We start from the raw sequence: 20,241 nt of genomic DNA, 5'->3' as shown, positions 1-20,241 counted from the left end.
GTCCGTTTAAATGCACTGTGCAAAATTTTGGAAAACGTCGAGAGCGACGGCCGGGCAAGGCAAATGCAGTTGGCTGTAGCCAATGAGCATTTTTGAACCTGCTTTTAACGCCGCCCGGGCTAAGCTCCCGGCGTTTTACGCGCCTTTGGCGGACGGCAGCTTCGATACGAGACGCAACGAAACAGTCAGCCCTTCCAACTGGTAATGCGGACGCAGGAAGAACTTCGAGTTGTAGTAACCCGGGTTGCCTTCCACTTCTTCCACCACCACCTCGGCAGCCGACAGCGGGTGCTGGGCTTTGGTGGTTTCGGTGGAGTGCGCCGGGTCGCCGTCGACGTAGTTGAGAATCCAGTCTTGCAACCAGCGCTGCATGTCGTCCTTCTCTTTGAAAGAGCCGATCTTGTCGCGCACGATGCATTTCAGGTAATGGGCAAAACGGCAGGTGGCGAACAGGTACGGCAGGCGCGCGGCCAGGTTGGCGTTGGCGGTGGCGTCCGGGTCGTCGTATTCGGCCGGTTTTTGCAGGGACTGGGCACCGATAAAGGCGGCGAAGTCGGTGTTCTTTTTGTGCAGCAGCGGCATGAAACCGTTCTTCGCCAACTCGGCCTCGCGGCGGTCGGAAATGGCGATTTCGGTTGGGCACTTCATGTCCACGCCGCCGTCGTCGGTTGGGAAGGTGTGGGCCGGCAGGCCTTCCACTTCACCGCCCGATTCCACACCACGAATGCGCGAGCACCAGCCGTACAGTTTGAACGAACGGTTGATGTTCACAGCCATGGCGTAGGCCGAGTTGGCCCAGGTGTATTTGCTGCTGTCGGCGCCGGTGGTTTCTTCTTCGAAGGCGAACTCTTCCACCGGGTCGGTTTTCGCGCCGTACGGCAGGCGCGCCAGGAAGCGCGGCATGGTCAGGCCGATGTAACGCGAGTCGTCAGACTCACGCAGCGAGCGCCAGCCAGCGTATTCCGGGGTAGTGAAAATCTTGGTCAGGTCGCGCGGGTTCGACAGTTCCTGCCACGAGCCCATGCCCATCACAGTTGGCGAAGCAGCGGCAATGAACGGCGCGTGCATGGCGGCGGAAATCTTGGCCATTTCGCTGAGCAGTTCCACGTCGGGTGGCGACTGGTCGAAGTAGTAGTCGCCCACCAGGCAACCGTACGGTTCGCCGCCGAACTGGCCGTATTCTTCTTCGTACATCTTCTTGAAGATCGGGCTCTGGTCCCACGTGGTGCCCTTGAATTTCTTCAGGGTCTTGTGCAGTTCCGGTTTGGAGATGTTGAGCACGCGAATTTTCAGCTGCTCGTCAGTCTCGGTGTTGTTGACGAGGTAATGCAGGCCACGCCAGGCGCTTTCCAGTTGCTGGAAATCGGGGTGGTGCATGATCAGGTTGATCTGCTCGGTCAGCTTGCCGTCGATGGCCGCGATGATCGATTCAATCGACTTGATGGCGTCGTTGGAAATCAGATTGGTCTGTGCCAGGGCGTGTTCGGCCAGGGTGCGCACAGCGGTTTCCACTGCTTCGCGGGCACGCTCGGTTTTCGGTTTGAATTCTTGCAGCAGCAAGCTTGCGAACTCGCTGGTCTGCTCGGTCGTTGCCTGGGGCAGCGCCTGATTGTCGGTGCTCAATTCGGCCATGCTAAATCGTCCTCTTAAGCTTGTGGCTCGTCGGTTGGCTTCGGTGCGCTGGCCAGGGCCTGCAGCAGGGCCGGGTCTTTGATCGCTTTCATGATCATGTCTTCGGCGCCGGTTTTGCCGTCCATGTAGGTCAGCAGGTTGGCCAGCTGGGTGCGCGCATCAAGCAGTTTGCTGAGCGAATCAACCTTGCGGGCAATGGCCGCCGGGCTGAAGTCGTCCATGCTTTCGAAGGTCACGTCCAGGCTCAGGTTGCCTTCGCCGGTCAGGGCGTTTGGCACGTTGAAGGCCACGCGCGGTTTCATCGCCTTGAGGCGCGAGTCGAAGTTATCGACGTCGATTTCCAGAAACTTGCGGTCGGCTACCGGAGCCAACGGCTCGGCAGGCTTGCCAGCGAGGTCGGCCATGACGCCCATTACGAACGGCAGCTGAACCTTTTTCTCGGCGCCATACAGCTCGACGTCGTATTCGATCTGCACACGGGGCGCGCGATTTCGGGCGATGAATTTCTGGCTACTGGTGACCATGTTGCTCCTCCCTCGCCATCAGGCGACTGAACAGTGACGTCATCGACAAACCACTGATGACCGACTTATTGGATTACGCAGTTGGGGCACGCCCCAACGTCATTCGGAATCAGGCCCGCGCAAGGCTTCGAACTGCGACATGCCATCGGGAATAAGGTTGCGCACGATGGCGGCGAAATCTGCGGTGACCAGGGTTTTCGCGCGGCTGAGCAACACCGGCACCGGGCTCGATGGCTCGTGGCGGGCGTAGTAGTCAAGCAGACGATCGAGCTGGCGCAACACGTCATCGCGCGTGGCAATTTCACCACTGGCCCGTGGCGGTTGTGTGGCACCCGCTGGGGCGTCGCTGGTGGCCATGCTGTCGCCCTCGCCCGCTGAGTCGTTGCTGCTGGTATCGGTTTGCGCATTGGCGCCGAGGGTTTGCCCGGCCTGGCGCAGCATCAATTTCAGCGGCGCCAGATCGACGCCCTGATCAGAGCCGACCTGCTCGCTGACTTCACGCTCGATGGCGGTCAGTGCAGTGAGCGCCTGGGCCACCGCGTCGCGGGTGGTTTGCAGCGCTTCGGCATCGCTGTCACGCAGCGCGGCGTTGAATTGATCCTGACCGAGGGTTTCGCTGGCGAAGCGTTGCAGGCCGTGGGCGTTGATCGCGGCACGAACCGTGACGGTGCCAAAGGTGCGCGAGCGCACCAGGGCGCTCTCCCACAACAGGCGCAGGTTGTCTTCGGCGTTAAGGCCGGTCAGCGCGTTGATGCGCGAGGTGGGGTCGTTGTCGTCGGGGTCCAGCCGTGGGTGCAAATCGACCCAGTACTGGTTGAGCAATTCGCTGATCAGCAACAGCGCCTGAGCAAATCCCGGCAGGCCGTAAAGGGCCAGGGAACTGCGCACCAGAATATTGGCGACACGCAGGTCTTTGGTGCGGGAAAAGAGGTCGTGAATTTGCTGATTGACGCTGGGCCATTCGGGCGGTTCTGCCGGTAAAACGGCGTCACCCATTTGGCGTTCCGGCTGACCTTGCGCACTACGCTCCAGCTCGAGAAAAGCTGCATCGTATTCAAGGTCCTCGCCGCAGGGTGCGTCGGCGTTTATCGGAGCCAGTAAAGCGGGTACATCCAACACTCGGGCGATCTCCATATCAGGCTGCTGGAACGCAGCCCTGATCCGATTGGGGTGCCTACGAGAACCGATTCCTTCGGCTCGCGTGGTGGCCAAACCATGGCTCAAAAAAACGCCACTGGCGGGGCGACGGGCATTCTTGGAGCACGTCAAAGCGTTGTCAAGCCGCGCTTGGAGGACGAGTGAGCAACAGCTAGCCTAGAAGATCAATCTGTGAAGCGTGTCTTTTTTATCCTGAATTTTCAGATGAAAGACGGAACTCTGTGCGTTGGCCGCTGTAGTATTCGCGCAGGAAAAATAAGGCGACGGGGTAAGGCTTTTCTTCAAGCCGCCCGCATCAGCCCGGAGGTAACGCCGCAAGGCGTGTGCAAGGAGTCGCAATGCCACTGCGTTTGACCATCACCAGCTACCACAAACTGACACCCGGCCAATTGTCGGAACGCCAGTTGGACCAGGGTAGCCTGACCATCGGCCGTGGCCCCGAAAACGATTGGGTGCTGCCCGACCCCGAACGCCTGGTGTCCAGCCTGCACTGCACCATCACCAGCCGCGACGGCGCTTACTACATCACCGACAACAGCACCAACGGCGTGCTCTTGGTGCAGTCGGGCCAACGCTTACGTCGCGGCAACAGCGAGCGTTTGCAAGACGGCGAATTGGTGCGCTTGGGCGAGTACGACATTCTTGTGCAGCTCGAGGCCATGAGCGGTTTTGCCTCCAGCAGCGCCGCCTCGGGCATCGCCACCGACCCCAACACCAGCTTCGATGCCTTGATGAGCCGCCAGGCCGGCAGCGTTGCGCCGGCCGCCATGCCGACGCCAGTGACGCAACACGCCGCCGCGCATTTCCAGGGCAACTCGCCGCTGGATACCAAGCCCGATCTGTTTGATTTCCTCAATCCGCCGTCGGGCGGCGCTGCGCCGATTCCGGATCATGTGCCGGCCGAGCGCCATGACTTTCGCCCGCCAACGCCGCAAGCCATGCCGACCTTTGATGCGCCGGCTGCCACACCGGTTGCCAGTGGCGGCGCGTCGATGATTCCGGATGACTGGGATCCGTTTGCCGATCTCTCAGCCGCCAAGCCTGCGATTCCTGATCCGTTCGCCCAGCAACCGCCCGCCGCCGTGCCGCCCGTGCCGCCCGTTTACGTCGCGCCGCCTGTGCCGGCTGAACCCGAGCCGATGGCAGTGCCGCCAAGCGCGGTGGCCGATGACCCGTGGGCCGGCATTGTCACCACGCCGAGCGTTGCGCCCCCTGCTCCGCCCGCGCCGCAGGAATTCATTCTCGACCCCACACCCGAGCCGGTTCGCGAGCCGCAGCCCATTCGCCTGCAACCGCCTTTGCCACCGCTGGACGCGGCGCCAAGCGGCGACTTGCTCCAGGCATTTTTACGCGGTGCTGGTGTGTCGCAACTGCGCGTCGACCCGGCGCAAGCCGAAGCGCAAATGGAAGCCATCGGCCGCAGCTACCGGCAAATGGTTGAAGGCATGATCGAGGTGCTGCGCGCGCGCAGCAGTTTGAAAGGTGAGTTCCGCATGCAGCAGACCACCATTCAACCGATCCAGAACAACCCGCTGAAATTCGCCCCGAACGTGGATGAAGCGCTGCTGTTGTTATTGCGTTCCGGCAACCAGGCATTCCTCGCCCCGGACCAGGCCATTGCAGACGGCTTCGACGACATCAAGGCGCACCAGATGGCCGTGATGGCCGGCGTGCAGGCGGCGATTCATCATCTGTTGCAACGCTTCGAGCCCAATGCCCTGGAAGCCCGTTTCGAAAAACCCAGCGGCTTTTCCGCCTTGCTACCCGGCGCGCGCCATGCGCAGTTGTGGGAGCAGTTCAGCGCCTTGTACGCGAGCATCCAGCGCGAAGCCGAGGACGACTTTCAAGACCTGTTCGGCCGTGAATTCAGCCGCGCTTACGAGGAGCACAGCAGCCGTTTGCGACGTCGCTAATTTTCTTCATACACGGAATCGTTGCCCGGCTTTGGCCAGGGCAACGCCAGTCAGGCGCTCATTTCAAGGACTCAAGAATGCCAAGAATTTTTTCCCTGTTGCACGGCGTGGTGCTGGCCTCGTTGCTGGCCGCCTGTGCATCCGAGCCACCACCGCCGCCACCGCCGACCGTGCTGCAACTGCACTTTCTCGGCTCCAGTGAACTGAACCCCTCCCCGGCTGGCGACCCCGCGCCGGTGCGCGTGCGCTTGTATGAACTGAAAAGCGCCAACAACTTTTCCCGCGCCGACTTTTTCAGCCTCATCGATAAACCGGAAAGCGCCCTGGGCTCCGACCTGGTCGCCCACGACGAATTGCTGCTGCGCCCCAGCGAGCAAAAAGAACTTGAGCGCACGTTGGACGAGCAAACCAAATTCCTCGCCATCGTCGTCGGCTACCGCGACCTCGACCACGCCTTGTGGCGTCAGGTGGTTGCCGTGCCCGCGCAAAAAACCAGCCCATACGACGTGATGGTCGGCAGTCATGCCGTGGCCATCACCCCGCGTTCAGCGAACTAGCAGGAGCCAGCATGTCTTGGAATAACCGCGTGGTCTGGTCGGAAGGAATGTTCCTGCGCCCCCAGCATTTCCAGCAACACGACCGCTACCTCGAAGCACTGGTTGATGGCCGTTGCCGCCCATTGCTCGCCGGTGGCTGGGGCTTTTCCGAGTTGCAGATCGACGAGGCGCTGCTGGCCCAGGGCAAGCTCGCCATCCTCAGCGCCAAAGGCATTTTGCCGGACGGCACGCCGTTCAATATTCCCGGCGACGACAGCACGCCCGTGCCGCTGAGCGTGGACGACAACGCCCGCGACGCCATCGTGCACCTGGCCCTGCCGCTGCGCCGTGCCGGCACCCGTGACACCGTGGACGAAGGCGAAGCCCTCGGCGGCGCCCGTTACCTGAGCCAGGTGCGCGAAGTGCGTGACGACAACGCCGCCTTTGAAAGCCGCGCCCCGGTATCCATTGGCGGCCAGGCCTTTCGCCTGCTGACCGACAAGGACGGCCTCGGCGAATACGCCAGCGTCGGCGTGGTGCGCGTGCGGGAAAAACGCGCCGACCGCGCCCTGGTGCTCGACCCCGATTACCTGCCGCCGCTGCTCGATGTGGCCGCCGCCGCGCCACTGGCCGGTTTCTGCAAGGAACTGGTGGGCTTGCTGCATCAACGCGGCGAAGCCCTGGCCGGTCGCGTAGTCGCCTCCAGCGCCGGTGGCGCTTCGGAGATTGCCGACTTCCTGCTGCTGCAATTGATCAACCGCGCCGAAGCCCTGACCGGCCACCTGGCCCGTTTGAGCCCGCTGCACCCGGAGCGCCTGTACACCGATCTGGTGGCCCTGGCTGGCGAACTCTCGACGTTCACCACCAGCGAGCGGCGCCCGGCGGAATACCCGCAATACGCCCATGACGACCTGGCCGGCAGCTTTGCTCCGGTGTTCCTCGCCTTGCGCATGGCCCTGGCAACGGTGATCGACAGCAAGGCCGTGGCCATTCCGATTGTGGAGAAATCGTACGGCGTGCACGTGGCGATGCTGGCGGACAAAACCCTGATCGACAACGCCGCTTTTATTCTGGTGGTGCGCGCCGATGTGCCGGGCGAAACCCTGCGCGGCAACTTCCCGCAGCAAGCCAAAGTGGGCTCGGTGGAACACATTCGCGACCTGGTGAACTTGCAGTTGCCGGGCATTGGCTTGCTGCCGATGCCGGTGGCGCCACGGCAGTTGCCGTACCACGCCGGCTCGACCTATTTCGAGCTGGATCGCGGCAGCGCGCACTGGAAGCAACTGCCTAATTCCGGTGGTTTTGCTTTCCATATTGCCGGGCAGTTTCCGGGGCTGAATCTGGCCTTCTGGGCCATCCGAGGATAATCCGATGCACCCAATCGACGATCCGTTCGGCAGCCCTCCACCCGGAACCGGCTCCACCAATAACCCCGGTGGTGGTCGCCCCGACGACCGCACCATGATCATGCCGCGCCCCGGTGGACGCGCGCCGGATCCGGCCGCCGCCGGCCGCCCGACGCCGCCGCCAGCACAACCTGCCGGCCCCATGGCCAGCGCGCCGTTGCCCACCACGCGCGGTCAGGGTTTGAATCCGCTGGAGCAGGCCGCCGGTCCGCTGCTGGCCTTGCTCACCCGCTTGCGCAACACCATCGCGCACCCGGCGCCGGCCAGCTTGCGCGCGCAAATACTCGGGCACTTGCGTCAATTCGAAGAGCAAGTGCGCCAGGCCGGCGTGCCGCAGGATGAAATGATGCTGGCGCGCTATGTGTTGTGCACCGCGCTCGACGAAGCCGTGCTCAGCACGCCGTGGGGCAGCAGCAGCGAATGGGGCAAACAGAGCCTGCTGATCACCCTGCACAACGAAGCCTGGGGCGGCGAAAAGGTCTTCCAACTGCTGGATCACTGCCTGCAAAACGCCCATCAGCGCCTGCATTTATTGGAGCTGTTGTACCTGTGCATGAGCCTCGGTTTCGAGGGCCGTTACCGGGTCATGAACGACGGCCGCAGCCAACTCGAAGCCTTGCGTGAACGCACCGCTGCCACCATTCGTTCGGTGCGCGGTGAGCGCGACCGTGAGCTGTCGCCGCACTGGCGCGGCTTGAGCGTGGTGCGCGACCGCCTCTCGCAATACCTGCCGCCGTGGGTCGGCATCGCCATCGGTTTGGCCCTGTTGCTGCTACTGGTGTTCGGCCTGCGCATGAAGCTGGCCGCCGACGCCGAACCCGTGTTCAAGAAGATTCATGCCCTGGGCGAAATTCCGGTACAGGCCATCGACCGTCCGCCGATGCAGCCGAAAATCATCGAGCGTCCGCGCCTGGCCGGCTTCCTTGCCGAGGACATCAAAGCTCAGCGTGTGGCCGTGGAAGACGCGGTGGACCGCTCGGTGGTGACCATTCGTGGCGACGAGCTGTTCAGCTCTGGCAGTGCCAGTATCGACAGCGACCTGCAACCGCTGCTGATGCGCATCGCCGACGCGGTGCAGAAAGTCAAAGGCAACGTGCTGGTCACCGGCCACAGCGACAACCGCCCCATCGCCACCCTGCGCTTCCCGTCGAACTGGAAACTGTCGCAGGCGCGGGCCCAGGAAGTGGCCGGCATTCTTGCGGCGAAAACCGGCGACAGCACGCGCTTCCGTGCCGAAGGTCGCAGTGACACCGAGCCGGTGGCCTCGAACGCCACCAACGAAGGCCGCGCGCGCAACCGCCGGGTCGAAATTACGGTATTTGCGGAGGGCGTCGAGTGAAGTCGTTTTTCAACTTTTTCGCCCGCTGGGTCATGCCGGTGCTGGGCCTGATTGCCCTGAGCCTGATCATCTGGTTTGTCGGCCCGTTGCTGCGCATTGGCGAGCACGAACCGTTGGCGTCGGCCACCAGCCGCTGGGTGCTGATTGCCCTGCTGTTTCTAATCTGGATCGGCTACCGCGTTGCCCGCATCCTGCAAGCCCGACGCAACGCCGCCAAGGTGATGAGCGGCCTGGCCGCCGTCAGCGCGCCGGATGCTGCCAGCGTGGCCACCGCAGAAGAACTGGCGACCCTCAAGCAGCGCATGGACGAAGCCCTGGCGTTGCTCAAGCGCGCCAAGCTCGGCGGTGATGAGCGCCGCAGCCTGTACGAGCTGCCGTGGTACGTGATCATCGGCCCGCCCGGCTCGGGCAAAACCACCGCGCTGATGAACTCGGGGCTGAACTTCCCGCTCGCCGGCGAACTGGGCAGCGGCGCCATTCGTGGCGTGGGCGGCACGCGCAACTGTGATTGGTGGTTTACCGACGAGGCCGTGCTGCTCGACACGGCCGGCCGCTACACCACGCAAGACAGCCACGCAGCGGTCGACAAAGCCGCCTGGTTGGGCTTTCTCGACTTGCTGAAAACCCAGCGCAAACGTCGGCCCATCGACGGTGCGTTTATCGCCATCAGCCTGTCGGATTTGCTGCTCGGCACCGAGGCCGAACGCCTGGCCCACGCCCGCGCCATTCGCGCGCGCATTCAAGAGCTGTACACCCAGCTCGGCGTGCGCTTCCCGATTTACGTGATGCTCACCAAGCTCGACCTGGTGCCGGGCTTTATGGAGTTTTTCGACAACCTGAGCAAAGAGGATCGCGCGCAGGTGTGGGGCATGACCTTTGCCCTGGACGATGGCAAAAACACCGACGGCCCGTTGGCGGTATTTGCCAGCGAATTCGCCGGCCTCGAACAGCGCCTGAACGAAGGCCTGGTGGAGCGCCTGCAAACCGAACGCGACCCGGCGCGCCGTGATCTGATTTACGGCTTCCCGCAGCAGGTTTCGGCGCTCAAAGACAACCTCAGCAGCTTCCTCGAAGGCGTGTTCAAACCCACCACCTTTGAAGAGCGCGTGCTGCTGCGCGGCGTGTACCTCACCAGCGGTACGCAGGAAGGCACGCCGATTGATCGGCTGATCGGCTCCATGGCGCAGTCGATGAACCTCGACCGGCAGCACCTGGCGCGGCAAAACGGCACCGGACGCAGCTACTTTATCGAGCGCCTGTTCCGCACCGTGGCCTTTGGTGAGCGCGGCTTGGTCGGCGCCGACGCCAAGGTCGAGCGGCGCCGCAAATGGCTGGCGCGCGGCGCCCTGGCCGCCACCGTGCTGGTGGTGTTGGTGGTGGCCGGCGTGTGGTTTGCCAGCTACCGCGCCAACCAGGCCTATATCGCCGCTGTCGAACAACGCGTGCAGCCGTTGCCCGCAGCGCTGGAAAGCCTGAGCCCGGCGCAGCGCGACGTGCTGGCGGTGCTGCCGCTGCTTAACGCGATCAAGAACGTGGCCGGCGATCCGCCCGGTTGGGCCGAAGGTTACGGCCTGTACCAAGGCGACATGCTTGGCGAGGAATCGGCCAGCGTGTACCGCAAGCTGCTGATTGCCGTGTTCGCGCCGCGTTTGGTCACCCGTATGGAAGAACAGCTGCGCTCCGGCGGCAGTTCAGACTTCCTCTACGAAGGCCTCAAGGCCTACTTGATGCTCGGCAGCCCGGACCATTACGACGCCGACTTCATCAAAGCCTGGATTGCTCTGGACTGGGACCGCGCCCTGCCCCGCGACCTGGCGCCCGAGCAGCGTCAAGCCTTGCATGAACACTTGGACGCCCTGCTGGAACGCCGGCCGCCGAGTGCGCGCCTGGACGAAAACCTGGTGGAAGACCTGCGCCGGCAACTGCAACGCCTGCCGGTGGCGCAGCGCGTATACGACCGGGTGAAACGGCAAAAACTGCCGCAAGGCCTGCCGGACTTCCGTATCAGTGAAGCGGCCGGTCGCGATGCGCCGCTGGTGTTCACACGCAAAAGTGGCAAGCCATTGAGCGAGCCGTTGAGCGGCTTCTTCACCTACCGGGGCTACCGCGAAGTGTTCCTCACCGCCAGCCTCAGCCAGGCCGGCACCATCGCCGAAGAACAGTGGGTGCTCGGGCGCACGCTGGACGACGTGCAAGGCGTAGCCGGTTTGGCCTCGGAAGTGCGCAAGCTGTATTTCGAAGACTACCTGCGCCAATGGGAAGGCTTGCTTGGTGACATCGACGTGGTGCCGATCAGCAACGTGGCGCAAGCCGCCGACGTGCTGCGCGTGCTCTCCGGGCCGAACTCGCCGTTCAAGAAGTTGCTGGTGGCGGTAGCGAAGGAAACCGACCTGCAACAAGCCGACCGTCTGCTCGCCGAACAAGGCAAGAAAGTCGACGGCACGGTAGACAAGCTCAAGCAACAACTGGGTTCGCTAGTGGGCGAAGAACAAGCCGCGCAAAGCGAAGCGCCGGCTGAAACCGATCCCATCAGTGCGCGCTTTGCCGAGCTCAACAGCCTGGTCGCCACCACCGGCAACGAACCGCCGCCCATCGACACCTTGCTGGCCGATATGAACGCGCTGTATGTGCAAGTCAGCGGCATGGTCGGCGCCAGTGGCGAGGCTTTGCTGGGTGAGTCGAAAAACCAGGTGGCCGCTGCCGCCTCGCGCGTGGCGCTTACCGCTGAGCGTCAGCCGCCTGTGGTGCAAGGGCTGGTGAAGTCGGTGGTCAACTCCACCACCAACAGCATGATGGGCGGCGTGCGCAATCAATTGAACGGCGCGTGGGTCAGCGAAGTGGTGAGCGTGTATCGCCAGTCCATCGCCGACCGTTACCCGATCAACCCCAGCAGCAGCCGCGACGTGACGCTGGAAGACTTCGGTCTGTTCTTCGGCACGGGCGGCGTAATGGACAACTACTTCCGCAAGTACTTGCAGCCCTACGTCGACACCTCCGCCGCGACCTGGCGCTGGCAGCCGGGCGCGGCGCAGAAGCTGGGTATCAACCCCAACGTGCTGGGCACCTTCCAGCGCGCGGCGGCCATTCGCGATGCGTTTTTCCGCGCAGGCGGCACGCAACCGGCGGTGCGTTTCGAGCTGCGGCCTGTGGCCATGGACGCCAGCATCGAGCAATTTTTGCTCGACCTCGACGGCCAGCAAATGACCTACGACCACGGCCCGAGCCGGCCGGTGGCGATGCAATGGCCGAGCCCCAACAGCACCGGTGGTGTGCGCGTGTCCATTCTGCCGCCGCCCACCGGTGGCCGTTCCGGGCTGACGCTGGATGGCCCGTGGGCGTGGTTCCGCCTGCTGGAACAATCGGAACTGGAACGCGGCAACGCGCCAGACCGCTTCACCCTGCGCCTGCATGTGGATGGTGCGAGCATCTCCTGTGAGCTGCGCGCCAGCAGCGCCTTCAACCCGTTCAAGAGCCGCGTGCTATCGGGTTTCAGCCTGCCGGAGCGGCTGTAAATGAGCGCTGGGTTTTACGGCAAGCTGGCCGCCCGTGGCGACTTTCTCAGTCGCGACCTGCCGCCCACGTTTATCGAAGCCTGGGACGCTTGGCTGGCCGCCGGCATGGCCGCCAGCCAGCGCGAGCTGGGCGATGCCTGGCTCGACGCGTATCTGGTCAGCCCGCTGTGGCGTTTCGCCGTGCCGGCCAACCTGCTCGGCAGCCAGCCGGTGGCGGGCGTGATGATGCCGAGCATCGACCGCGTCGGCCGTTACTTCCCGTTGACCATCGCCTGCCTGCTGCCGGCCGATGCCGACATCGCCAGCGTGGTCGGCGGCGACGAGCAATGGTTTGATCGCGCCGAAGCCTTGTTGCTGTCCACCCTCGAACCGGACGCCGACGTCGAGCTTTTCGAGCAGGCCGTCAGCGCCCTGGGTGAACCAGCGGTGGCGCCTCGCGCCCATGTCGGTGGGCTGGGCACTTTGTTGCGCAGCGACGTCACCACACCCCACGCGCGCTTGGCGCTGTTGGCTCAACTGAGCTGCGATGGCTTCAGCTGCTGGTGGGGGCACGGTTCCGATCAGGTCGCGGCCGGCCTGTTGCGCTGCCACGGATTGCCGGCGCTGGAAGACTTTGCCCGCCTGCTGATGGGCGAGCGCCGCAGCGTGCTGAGGGATTCGCCATGATTAGCGCGTATGAGGCCGCCAGTTACAGCCACGTCGGCATGGTGCGTCAGGTGAACGAAGACGCCTGCCTGGAACTGACCGAGCGCGGGTTGTGGGTGGTGGCTGATGGCATGGGCGGCCACGCGGCGGGTGACTACGTGAGCAACCTGATCATCGACACGCTGCGCCAGATTCCCGCGCCCCAGGAATTGGCCGAGTACGTCGCCGCCCTGCGCACGGCGCTGGCGCAGGTAAACGAACAAGTGCTGCAAGAAACCGCGCGCCGTGGCGTGAGCATGATGGGCAGCACCGTGGTGCTGTTGGCCACGCGTGGCGAGCAGGCCGTGTGCCTGTGGGCCGGCGACAGCCGCCTGTACCGCCTGCGCGACGGCCAGCTGGAAATGATTTCCCGCGACCACAGCTACGTGCAAGACCTGATCGACAACGCCATGCTCAGCGAAGAAGAAGCCCGCGTGCACCCACGTGCCAACGTCGTCACCCGCGCCGTGGGCGTGTTTGAACAGCTGGAGCTGGCCGAAGTGAGCTTTACCGTGCAGCCCGGCGACAACTTTCTGCTGTGCAGCGACGGCCTGAACAAAACCGCCGACGACAGTGAATTGCGCGACGTACTCAGCAACGCCGAACCCTACGCTATGGTGAGAAGCCTGGTTCACCTGGGGCTTACCCGGGGGGCGCCGGATAACATCACGGCGATTACGGTTCGGGCGTTGTGAATTGGTATGAAGAGCATCGCGGCTAAAGCGGAATGCCGCCCAGCCGTTCCCACAAAGACCGTGTGCTCTTTGTGGGAGCGGCTTCAGCCGCGATGCTTTTGAACGAAAAACTAGCCGCCTCATAAGAGCAGTAAAGGCATGCAAATCGAGATACCTGGATACGACATAGAACGCGGCCTTGGCGAAGGCGCCATGGCCACGGTTTATCTGGCCACGCAGCGCTCGTTGCAACGCAAGGTGGCGCTCAAGGTGATGGCCAGTGCGCTGGCGGCCGACCCGAGTTTTTGCGAACGCTTTCTGCGCGAGGGCCGCATTTTGGCGCGCCTGTCGCAGCCCAACACCGTGACCATTTTCGACATCGGCAACGCCGGGCCCTGGTACTACATGGCCATGGAATACCTGGCCAACGGCACGCTGAAAGAACGCATCGAAGAAGGGCTGAGCCCGGAACAGGGCTTGTCGATTCTGCGTCAGGTGGCCTCGGCGCTTGGCTACGCGCACTCGCAAGGGCTGGTGCACCGCGACGTAAAACCGGCCAACATTCTGTTCCGCGCCGACGGCACGGCGGTGTTGTCGGACTTCGGCATCGCCAAGTCGATTGAAGAAAGCACGCAGTTCACCCAGGTCGGTTTTGCCATCGGCACGCCCAGCTATATGAGCCCCGAGCAAGCCCGTGGTTTGCCCATCGACGGGCGTACCGACCTCTACGCCCTCGGCGTGGTGCTCTATGAAATTCTCACCGGCAAGCTGCCCTATGTCGGCACCGACTCGCTGTCCACCGCCCTCGCCCACCTGACCGAACCGCTGCCGGAACTGCCGATCAACCACGGCCGTTATCAGGACATTCTGCGCAAGCTGCTGGCCAAGAACCCGGACGAGCGTTTCCCCACCGCCGGGGCGTTTATCGCCGCGCTGGATCACCTGGCGCCAAGCGCCATGGAAAGCACGCAGATTCGCCCGCTGAACCTGCCGCCAACGCCGCGTAGCGAAGAAGCGCCCACCGCCGCCACGCCGGTAATTACCGCCGACACCGGTGGCCTGACGCCAATGTCCATCGACATGCCGCCGCTGCAAGCCACCGATGCCGGCGCCACCCTGCCGCCGCCCGCGCCCACTTACACGCCGCCCATCGAGAAGAAACGCTCGGGCAGCAAAGTGCCGCTGATTGCCGGCGCCGGTTTGGGCCTGCTGCTGATTCTCGGCGGCAGCGGTTATTTCCTCTTGAGCGGCTCGCCGAAAGCCGACAAACCGCCGGTTGCTCAGGTTGAGCCCGAGAAAAAACCGGCACAGCCGCCTGCTTCGACCACGACGGCATCAACCACAACCGCCAGCGTCGCCCCGGCCGCCAATCAGGACGGCGGCGACAAACCGCTGCTGATGGCCGGCAAGAAAACCCTGTTCCAGCGCGTGTTGAGCAAGCCCGGCGCGCAACTGGCCCAAGAAGCCGGTGGCAAAGCCGGCAGCACGGCGTTGCCGGCGTTCTCGGTGCTGTACGTGTATGCCCGCCAGCAAGTCGGCGGCGAACCGTGGGTGAAGGTTGGCGCCTCCAGCGATGGCCGCAGCGAAGGCTGGTTGCCCGCCGCGCAGGTCAGCGACTGGAAGCAGAGCCTGGTGCTGAAATTCACCGAGCGCTCGGGCCGTGGTCCGGTGATTTTCCTGCGCAAGGCCGACGACGTGGAACGTCTGCTGGCCGACACCAACGCCGCGCGTAACGAGGTCACCAAGGCGCAGCGCGACGACGGTTCCAGCCAAAACGTGCTGGCCATCGAGCCGCAAGACATGGCCATCGCCCAGGACCAGTTTTATCTGCTGCCGATTTTCGAGTCGCGCGAAAGCTTCGACGCCGACGGCCAGCCGGCGCAGTTGCTCAACGTGGCCTCCATCGATCCGGGCAACACGCCGCAGCTCAATGGCGCCGGCGCCAAGCTCGCCAGCAAGCCCGACGCCTTCCGCACCGGCATCGTGCTGGTGGTGGACACCTCGGTGTCGATGCAGCCGTATATCGACCAGGTCAACGACGTGGTCAAAGGCCTGCAAGAACAGATCGGCGCCCGTGGCGAGCTGGATAAAGTCAGCTTTGGCATGGTCGGTTTCCGCAACAACACCGACAAAACGCCAGGCCTGGAATACGTCAGCAAAACCCTGGTGCCGTTGCAGCAAGACAACGACCCGCAGCGCTTTATCGAGCTGGCGCGCAATGTGAAAGCCACCACCGTGTCGAGCCATTCGTTCAACGAAGACGCCTTTGCCGGCGTGATGGACGCGGTCGACAACATGGACTGGTCGCCCTATGCCGGTCGCGTGATTTTGCTGGTGACCGACGCCGGCGCCCTGCGCAAAAACGATCCGCTGGGCCGCACGCAAATGAACGAAGCCCAGGTGCGCGAAGCGGCGCTGCGCAAGCAGATCAAAATCTACGCCCTGCACCTGCGCACCCCGGCCGGCAAAAACAACCACGGCTACGCCGAGCAGCAGTACCGCAGCCTCACCGCCGACGCCAACCCGAAAATCGGCGACCTGTACATTTCCGTGGCTGGCGGCGACGTCGGCAAATTCGGCAACACGGTCAATGAAATCGGCTCGGTGTTTGCCGACCTGGTGCACAACGCCGGCCAACAAAAAGCCCAGCCGGCGCCGCAGCTGCAAAGCGGCCTGAGCCTGGCGGCAAAAACCGCCGCCATCGGCTACGCCATGCACATGGACTTCCTCGGCCAGCGCGGCGCCGCCCACGCGCCGCAACTGGTAACCGCCTGGACCGCCGACCGCGACCTGACCAACCCGGCGCTGCCGGCATTTCAGGTGTGCGTGCTGCTGAGCAAAATGCAGCTCAACGACCTGCAGCAGTCGCTGAAACTGATCGTCGACGCGGCGCGCCGCACCCAGAGTTCGTCGAAAGACTTCTTCGAAGAAATCGCCACGGCCAGCGCCTACATGAGCCGCGACCCATCGAAATTGGTGAAGGGCAGCAACCTGGCGCAAAGCGGCATTCTCGGCGAGTACCTGGAAGGCCTGCCGTACCGCAGCAAGTCGCTGAACATGACCCAGGAATTGTGGTTGTCGCTGAGCGTGGCCGAACAGGAAGACTTTATCGACGAGCTGGATTCGAAGATTCGCCTGTACGAAACCTTCCACAACGACGTCGCCAACTGGGTGCGCTTCGGCGACGCCGAGCCAGGCGATGCCTTGTACCGCGTTCCACTGTCGACCCTGCCCTGATGCTGCGCCTGCGCGACATTCAAAAAACCCGTGGCGCCGGCCGCCTGCGTTACAGCCTGAACATTCCCCGGCTGGACCTGGCGGCGGGCGAGCAGATTGCCGTGGTCGGCCCCAGCGGTTGTGGCAAAAGCACGCTGCTGGATTTGCTCGCCCTGGTGCTGTCGCCGGATAACAGCGGGCAGTTTCACTTCGAGGTGGAGGGCGGCCAGTTCGACATCGCCGCGCTGTGGCGCGCCAACAACCACGACGCCCTGGCACGGTTGCGCAGCAAAGCCTGCGGCTACGTATTGCAAACCGGCGGGCTGCTGGAGTTTCTCGACGTACGCGGCAATATCGAACTGCCGCGCCGCCTGTTGAACCTGGCCGCCGACGAGCAGGTGCAGCGCCTGGCCGAACACTTGGAAATTACCGAGCAACTGGACAAGCGCCCGAGCCGGCTGTCGGTCGGCCAACGGCAACGGGTGAGCATCGCCCGCGCCCTTTCGCACCGGCCGAAACTGGTGCTGGCCGACGAACCCACCGCTTCCCTAGACCCGGCCAACGCGCAGCGCGTGATGCAGCTGTTGGTTGAGCAAGCCAGGGTTCATCGCACCTGCACCGTCATCGCCACCCACGACGAACCCCTGGCCCGTAGCGCCGGCCTGAGCGTGTTGCCGATTGAATGGCGGCGCGATGCCGATGGCGGCGTAACCGCGACACTTACGCAGGCGGGGCACTGATGCGCGTCGGCCTGCTGCTGTCACTGGCCTGGGCGGATTACCGCACCGAAGCGCGCCTGTCGCTGTGCGCGGTGCTGGCGCTGACGGCGGTGATTACGCCGCTGCTGGTGTTGTTCGGGCTCAAGTTCGGCCTGGTCACCACGCTGACCGAACGCCTGGAAAACGACCCGTCGATTCGTGAAGTGATCACCCTGGGTGGCGGTCGTTACCGCGCGGCCGATGTCACCGAATTGAAACTGCGAGCGGACGTGGCCTTCGCCCTGCCGCGCACCCGGCAGATTGCCGCCACTACGGATTTGTCGGTAGACGGCAGCGGCCAGTCGTTAACTGTCGAGATGATTCCCACCGCCCAGGGCGACCCGTTGCTCGCCGATGTGCCGCTGCCAACCGGCGAGCAGATTGTGTTGAGCCAAAGCGCCGCCGAAAAGCTCGGTGTCGCAGCCGGCGAGCGCCTGAGCGCGCGTTTCGGGCGGCAGCAGAACGGGCAAGTGGAATCACGGCAGATCAGCGTGACGGTGCAGGCGGTGCTGCCTTTGGCCACCTTCAACCGCGATGGCTTGTTCGCCCCGCTGAGCCTGCTGGAAGCCGCCGAGGATTACCGCGACGGTCGCGCGGTGCCCGCGTTCGGCTGGCCGGGCGAAACGCCGTCGGTGCCGGGCAGTCGTGTGTATCCGGGGCTGCGCGTGTATGCGGCGGACCTCGATGGCGTGGAAAGTTTGCGTCAGCACTTCGCCGGGCTCGGCCAGGAAGTGGCCACGCAAGCTTCAACCATCGCTCAGGTGCGCTCGCTCAGCCATAACCTCACGCTGGTGTTCTGGCTGATTGCCGCGCTGGCCGTGGGCGGTGCTTTTGCTGCCGTGGCCGCCAACACGCTGGCGGCGGTGGAGCGCAAACGCAAAGCGCTGGCCGTGTTGCGCCTGCTGGGTTTTCCGACGGCCGCGCTGGTGGGTTTTCTGCTGCTGTTGGCGCTGTACAGCGGCGCGTTTAGTCTGCTACTGGCCGGGTTACTGTACGCAGTCGCCGGCGCCGGACTGAACCAGTTATTCGACACGGACACCGGCGAGTTCGTGTGCCAGTTATTGCCCATTCATTTTTTCCTGGCGGCGCTGGCCACCCTGACCTGCAGCGCCCTGGCCGCTGCACTCGGCGGTTGGCGCGCGGCGCAGATCGAAGCTTCGGAAGGATTACGCGATGTTTAAGCGGTTCACGGCAGTAGCAGCGCTGGCCTTGGCCCTGGGGCAGAACGCCTGGGCGGAAGAACCCTCGGTGGACAACCCCAAGCCGCTACCCGACGACGTCAGCCTGCCGCTGCCCTGCGGCGGCAATCTGGTAATGCGCTACGTGTACGTTCTCGCCAACGGCGCCCTGGATGACCGTGAAATCAGCCTGGGCTACCCGTTCGCCGAAGGTGAAAGCGGCTACCAGCAGTCGTTTATTTCCGGTTACCGCCGCGACTTTATCAACGGCCAGTTCACCCTCACCGACTTGCCGGAAACCTGGCGCGAAACCCTGAAACCGGTGCTGCCGAAAAAAGAAGCCGGCACGCCGCTGTCGCCCATGCTGTATTTCATCGGCAAATACGAAGTGACCGCCCGCCAGTACGCCGCCGTCATGGACCAGGCCGCCTCGTTGGCCGGCCAGGGCGAACCGCCGGCCTGCCCGGAACCGGCCACCGGCGCAGCGGCGCGCTTGCCGAAAGTGAAGGTGTCGCACTTCGACGCCGAGCGTTTCGCCGCCGTGTACACCGCCTGGCTGATGAAAAACCACCGCGACCTGCTGCCCGTCAGCGGCCGCACCGCCAAAGCCGAAGACGGCGGCCTGAGCTTTGTGCGCCTGCCCTCCGAAGCCGAATGGGAATTCGCCGCCCGTGGCGCCCAGGCCGTCAGCCGCCAGGAACTGGAAGGCCGGCTGTTCCCGCGCAAAGTCGAAGGCAGCGATCAGGAAGGTCCGCTCGGCGACTGGGCCGTCTACAACCAGGTCGCAGGCGGCAGCGGTCAGGCCGCGCGCTTGCTGCCCATCGGCACCAAACTGCCCAACCCCATCGGCCTGTACGACGTAATCGGCAACGCCGCCGAAATGGTTCAAGAGTCGTTCCAGCTGGTACACGCCGGTCGCCGCCAAGGCACCTACGGCGGCTTTGTGGTGAAAGGCGGCAACTACCTCGAAGGCGAAACCACACTGTTCACCGGCATGCGCCGCGAGTACCCGCTGTTCGCCACCGACGGCACCGAGCAAGCCAACGAAACCACCGGTTTCCGCGTGGCCCTGGGCGCCCTCTCCGCCCCGCGCTCGCGCTACAAAGAGCTGCTCACGCAATGGCAAAAAGAAGGCCGCCTGGCCTCGCTCACCGACGCCATCGACGACACCGCCGACCCGACCAAAAGCCTCGACAGCCTGATCGCCGCCAGCACCGACCCGGCGCTGCAAGCTCAGCTCGGATTAATTAACGAAGAATTGAAACGCAACGTCTCGCTGATTGCCCAACAGCGAGAAGAAGCAGCCGGCAACCTGATTCAGTCGGCGGCATTGGTGGCTGAAACCATCAACAACTACAACATTCGCCTGACCAACCTGAAAAAAAGTCAGGAACAAGCAAAGGCAAATAAGGACGAAGCCTCAGCTAAGCTGTTTGCCACCGCGATGGCCAACGGCCGAAGCGCACTGGATGGCGCCGTACAGATTTACATCGACAACCTGGCCACCGGCACCCGCTACACCGATGCCGTGATCCAGGCGCAGTTGCAACGCATAAAAGAAGAGCTCAACCGCAAACCAGTGCTCGGCAAGAGCCTGGTCAAACGTGCCACCCTCTTCGTTACGCACGTAGGAAAGTATCGCCAGGAAAAGCGAGCCGATCCGGCGGCGATTCTGGAGCAGTTGCTCGCGAACGGCGAGCGTTAAGGAAGC

General features: G+C 63.8%; 14 protein-coding genes. 11 read left to right on the top strand and 3 right to left on the bottom strand.

Going from position 1 to position 20,241, the window contains the following annotated elements; all coding sequences use genetic code 11:
• Nucleotides 1–135: 135 nt before the first annotated feature.
• The 3 genes from tssC to tssA form a co-directional block, all read right to left on the bottom strand.
• The gene (gene tssC, locus AC0IW7_RS09540; protein WP_471817419.1) at nt 136–1,632 is read right to left on the bottom strand and encodes a type VI secretion system contractile sheath large subunit; all 1,497 of its coding nucleotides are present in this window, start codon (nt 1,630–1,632) and stop codon (nt 136–138) included.
• 14 nt (nt 1,633–1,646) lie between these two features.
• Entirely contained in the window at nt 1,647–2,156 is a 510-nt protein-coding gene (tssB, locus tag AC0IW7_RS09535; protein WP_122496435.1) for a type VI secretion system contractile sheath small subunit, read from the bottom strand.
• Nucleotides 2,157–2,255: 99 nt separating this feature from the next.
• Nucleotides 2,256–3,272 carry a type VI secretion system protein TssA gene (tssA, locus tag AC0IW7_RS09530; protein WP_471817474.1) on the bottom strand — a complete coding sequence of 339 codons (1,017 nt, stop codon included), beginning with the start codon at nt 3,270–3,272 and terminating at the stop codon, nt 2,256–2,258.
• A 380-nt stretch (nt 3,273–3,652) separates the two neighbouring features.
• On the opposite strand from tssA, the gene tagH reads away from it, so the two are divergent.
• The 11 genes from tagH (at nt 3,653) to AC0IW7_RS09475 (ending at nt 20,235) form a co-directional block, all read left to right on the top strand.
• The gene (gene tagH, locus AC0IW7_RS09525) at nt 3,653–5,227 is read left to right on the top strand and encodes a type VI secretion system-associated FHA domain protein TagH (RefSeq protein ID WP_471817417.1); all 1,575 of its coding nucleotides are present in this window, start codon (nt 3,653–3,655) and stop codon (nt 5,225–5,227) included.
• 77 nt (nt 5,228–5,304) lie between these two features.
• Nucleotides 5,305–5,784, top strand: coding sequence for a type VI secretion system lipoprotein TssJ (gene tssJ, locus AC0IW7_RS09520; protein WP_463549769.1), 480 nt, complete (start codon nt 5,305–5,307; stop codon nt 5,782–5,784).
• Nucleotides 5,785–5,795: 11 nt separating this feature from the next.
• Nucleotides 5,796–7,130 carry a type VI secretion system baseplate subunit TssK gene (gene tssK / locus AC0IW7_RS09515; RefSeq protein WP_471817415.1) on the top strand — a complete coding sequence of 445 codons (1,335 nt, stop codon included), beginning with the start codon at nt 5,796–5,798 and terminating at the stop codon, nt 7,128–7,130.
• A gap of 4 nt (nt 7,131–7,134) precedes the next feature.
• Nucleotides 7,135–8,508: a DotU family type VI secretion system protein gene (locus AC0IW7_RS09510; protein ID WP_471817413.1), complete on the top strand. Its 1,374-nt coding sequence runs from the start codon at nt 7,135–7,137 to the stop codon at nt 8,506–8,508.
• Complete coding sequence (gene tssM, locus AC0IW7_RS09505) at nt 8,505–12,020, top strand: type VI secretion system membrane subunit TssM (protein ID WP_471817411.1); 3,516 nt, start codon at nt 8,505–8,507, stop codon at nt 12,018–12,020. The genes AC0IW7_RS09510 and tssM overlap by 4 nt, the downstream gene beginning before the upstream one ends.
• Nucleotides 12,021–12,686: a type VI secretion system-associated protein TagF gene (tagF, locus tag AC0IW7_RS09500; protein ID WP_471817409.1), complete on the top strand. Its 666-nt coding sequence runs from the start codon at nt 12,021–12,023 to the stop codon at nt 12,684–12,686.
• The gene (locus AC0IW7_RS09495; RefSeq protein WP_122496444.1) at nt 12,683–13,399 is read left to right on the top strand and encodes a PP2C family protein-serine/threonine phosphatase; all 717 of its coding nucleotides are present in this window, start codon (nt 12,683–12,685) and stop codon (nt 13,397–13,399) included. Before tagF ends, AC0IW7_RS09495 begins: the two co-directional genes overlap by 4 nt.
• Nucleotides 13,400–13,537: 138 nt before the next feature.
• The gene (locus AC0IW7_RS09490; RefSeq protein ID WP_471817407.1) at nt 13,538–16,615 is read left to right on the top strand and encodes a serine/threonine-protein kinase; all 3,078 of its coding nucleotides are present in this window, start codon (nt 13,538–13,540) and stop codon (nt 16,613–16,615) included.
• On the top strand, nt 16,615–17,334 hold the full coding sequence (locus AC0IW7_RS09485; RefSeq protein ID WP_471817405.1) for an ABC transporter ATP-binding protein: 720 nt from the start codon (nt 16,615–16,617) through the stop codon (nt 17,332–17,334). The genes AC0IW7_RS09490 and AC0IW7_RS09485 overlap by 1 nt, the downstream gene beginning before the upstream one ends.
• The gene (locus AC0IW7_RS09480; protein WP_471817403.1) at nt 17,334–18,533 is read left to right on the top strand and encodes an FtsX-like permease family protein; all 1,200 of its coding nucleotides are present in this window, start codon (nt 17,334–17,336) and stop codon (nt 18,531–18,533) included. Before AC0IW7_RS09485 ends, AC0IW7_RS09480 begins: the two co-directional genes overlap by 1 nt.
• The gene (locus tag AC0IW7_RS09475; RefSeq protein WP_471817401.1) at nt 18,526–20,235 is read left to right on the top strand and encodes a formylglycine-generating enzyme family protein; all 1,710 of its coding nucleotides are present in this window, start codon (nt 18,526–18,528) and stop codon (nt 20,233–20,235) included. The genes AC0IW7_RS09480 and AC0IW7_RS09475 overlap by 8 nt, the downstream gene beginning before the upstream one ends.
• The last annotated feature ends 6 nt before the right edge of the window (nt 20,236–20,241 follow it).

This window comes from Pseudomonas sp. AC229, assembly GCF_979254655.1.
The sequence above is the reverse complement of the archived record's forward strand: the minus strand, read 5'-3'. Positions and strand labels throughout refer to the sequence as shown.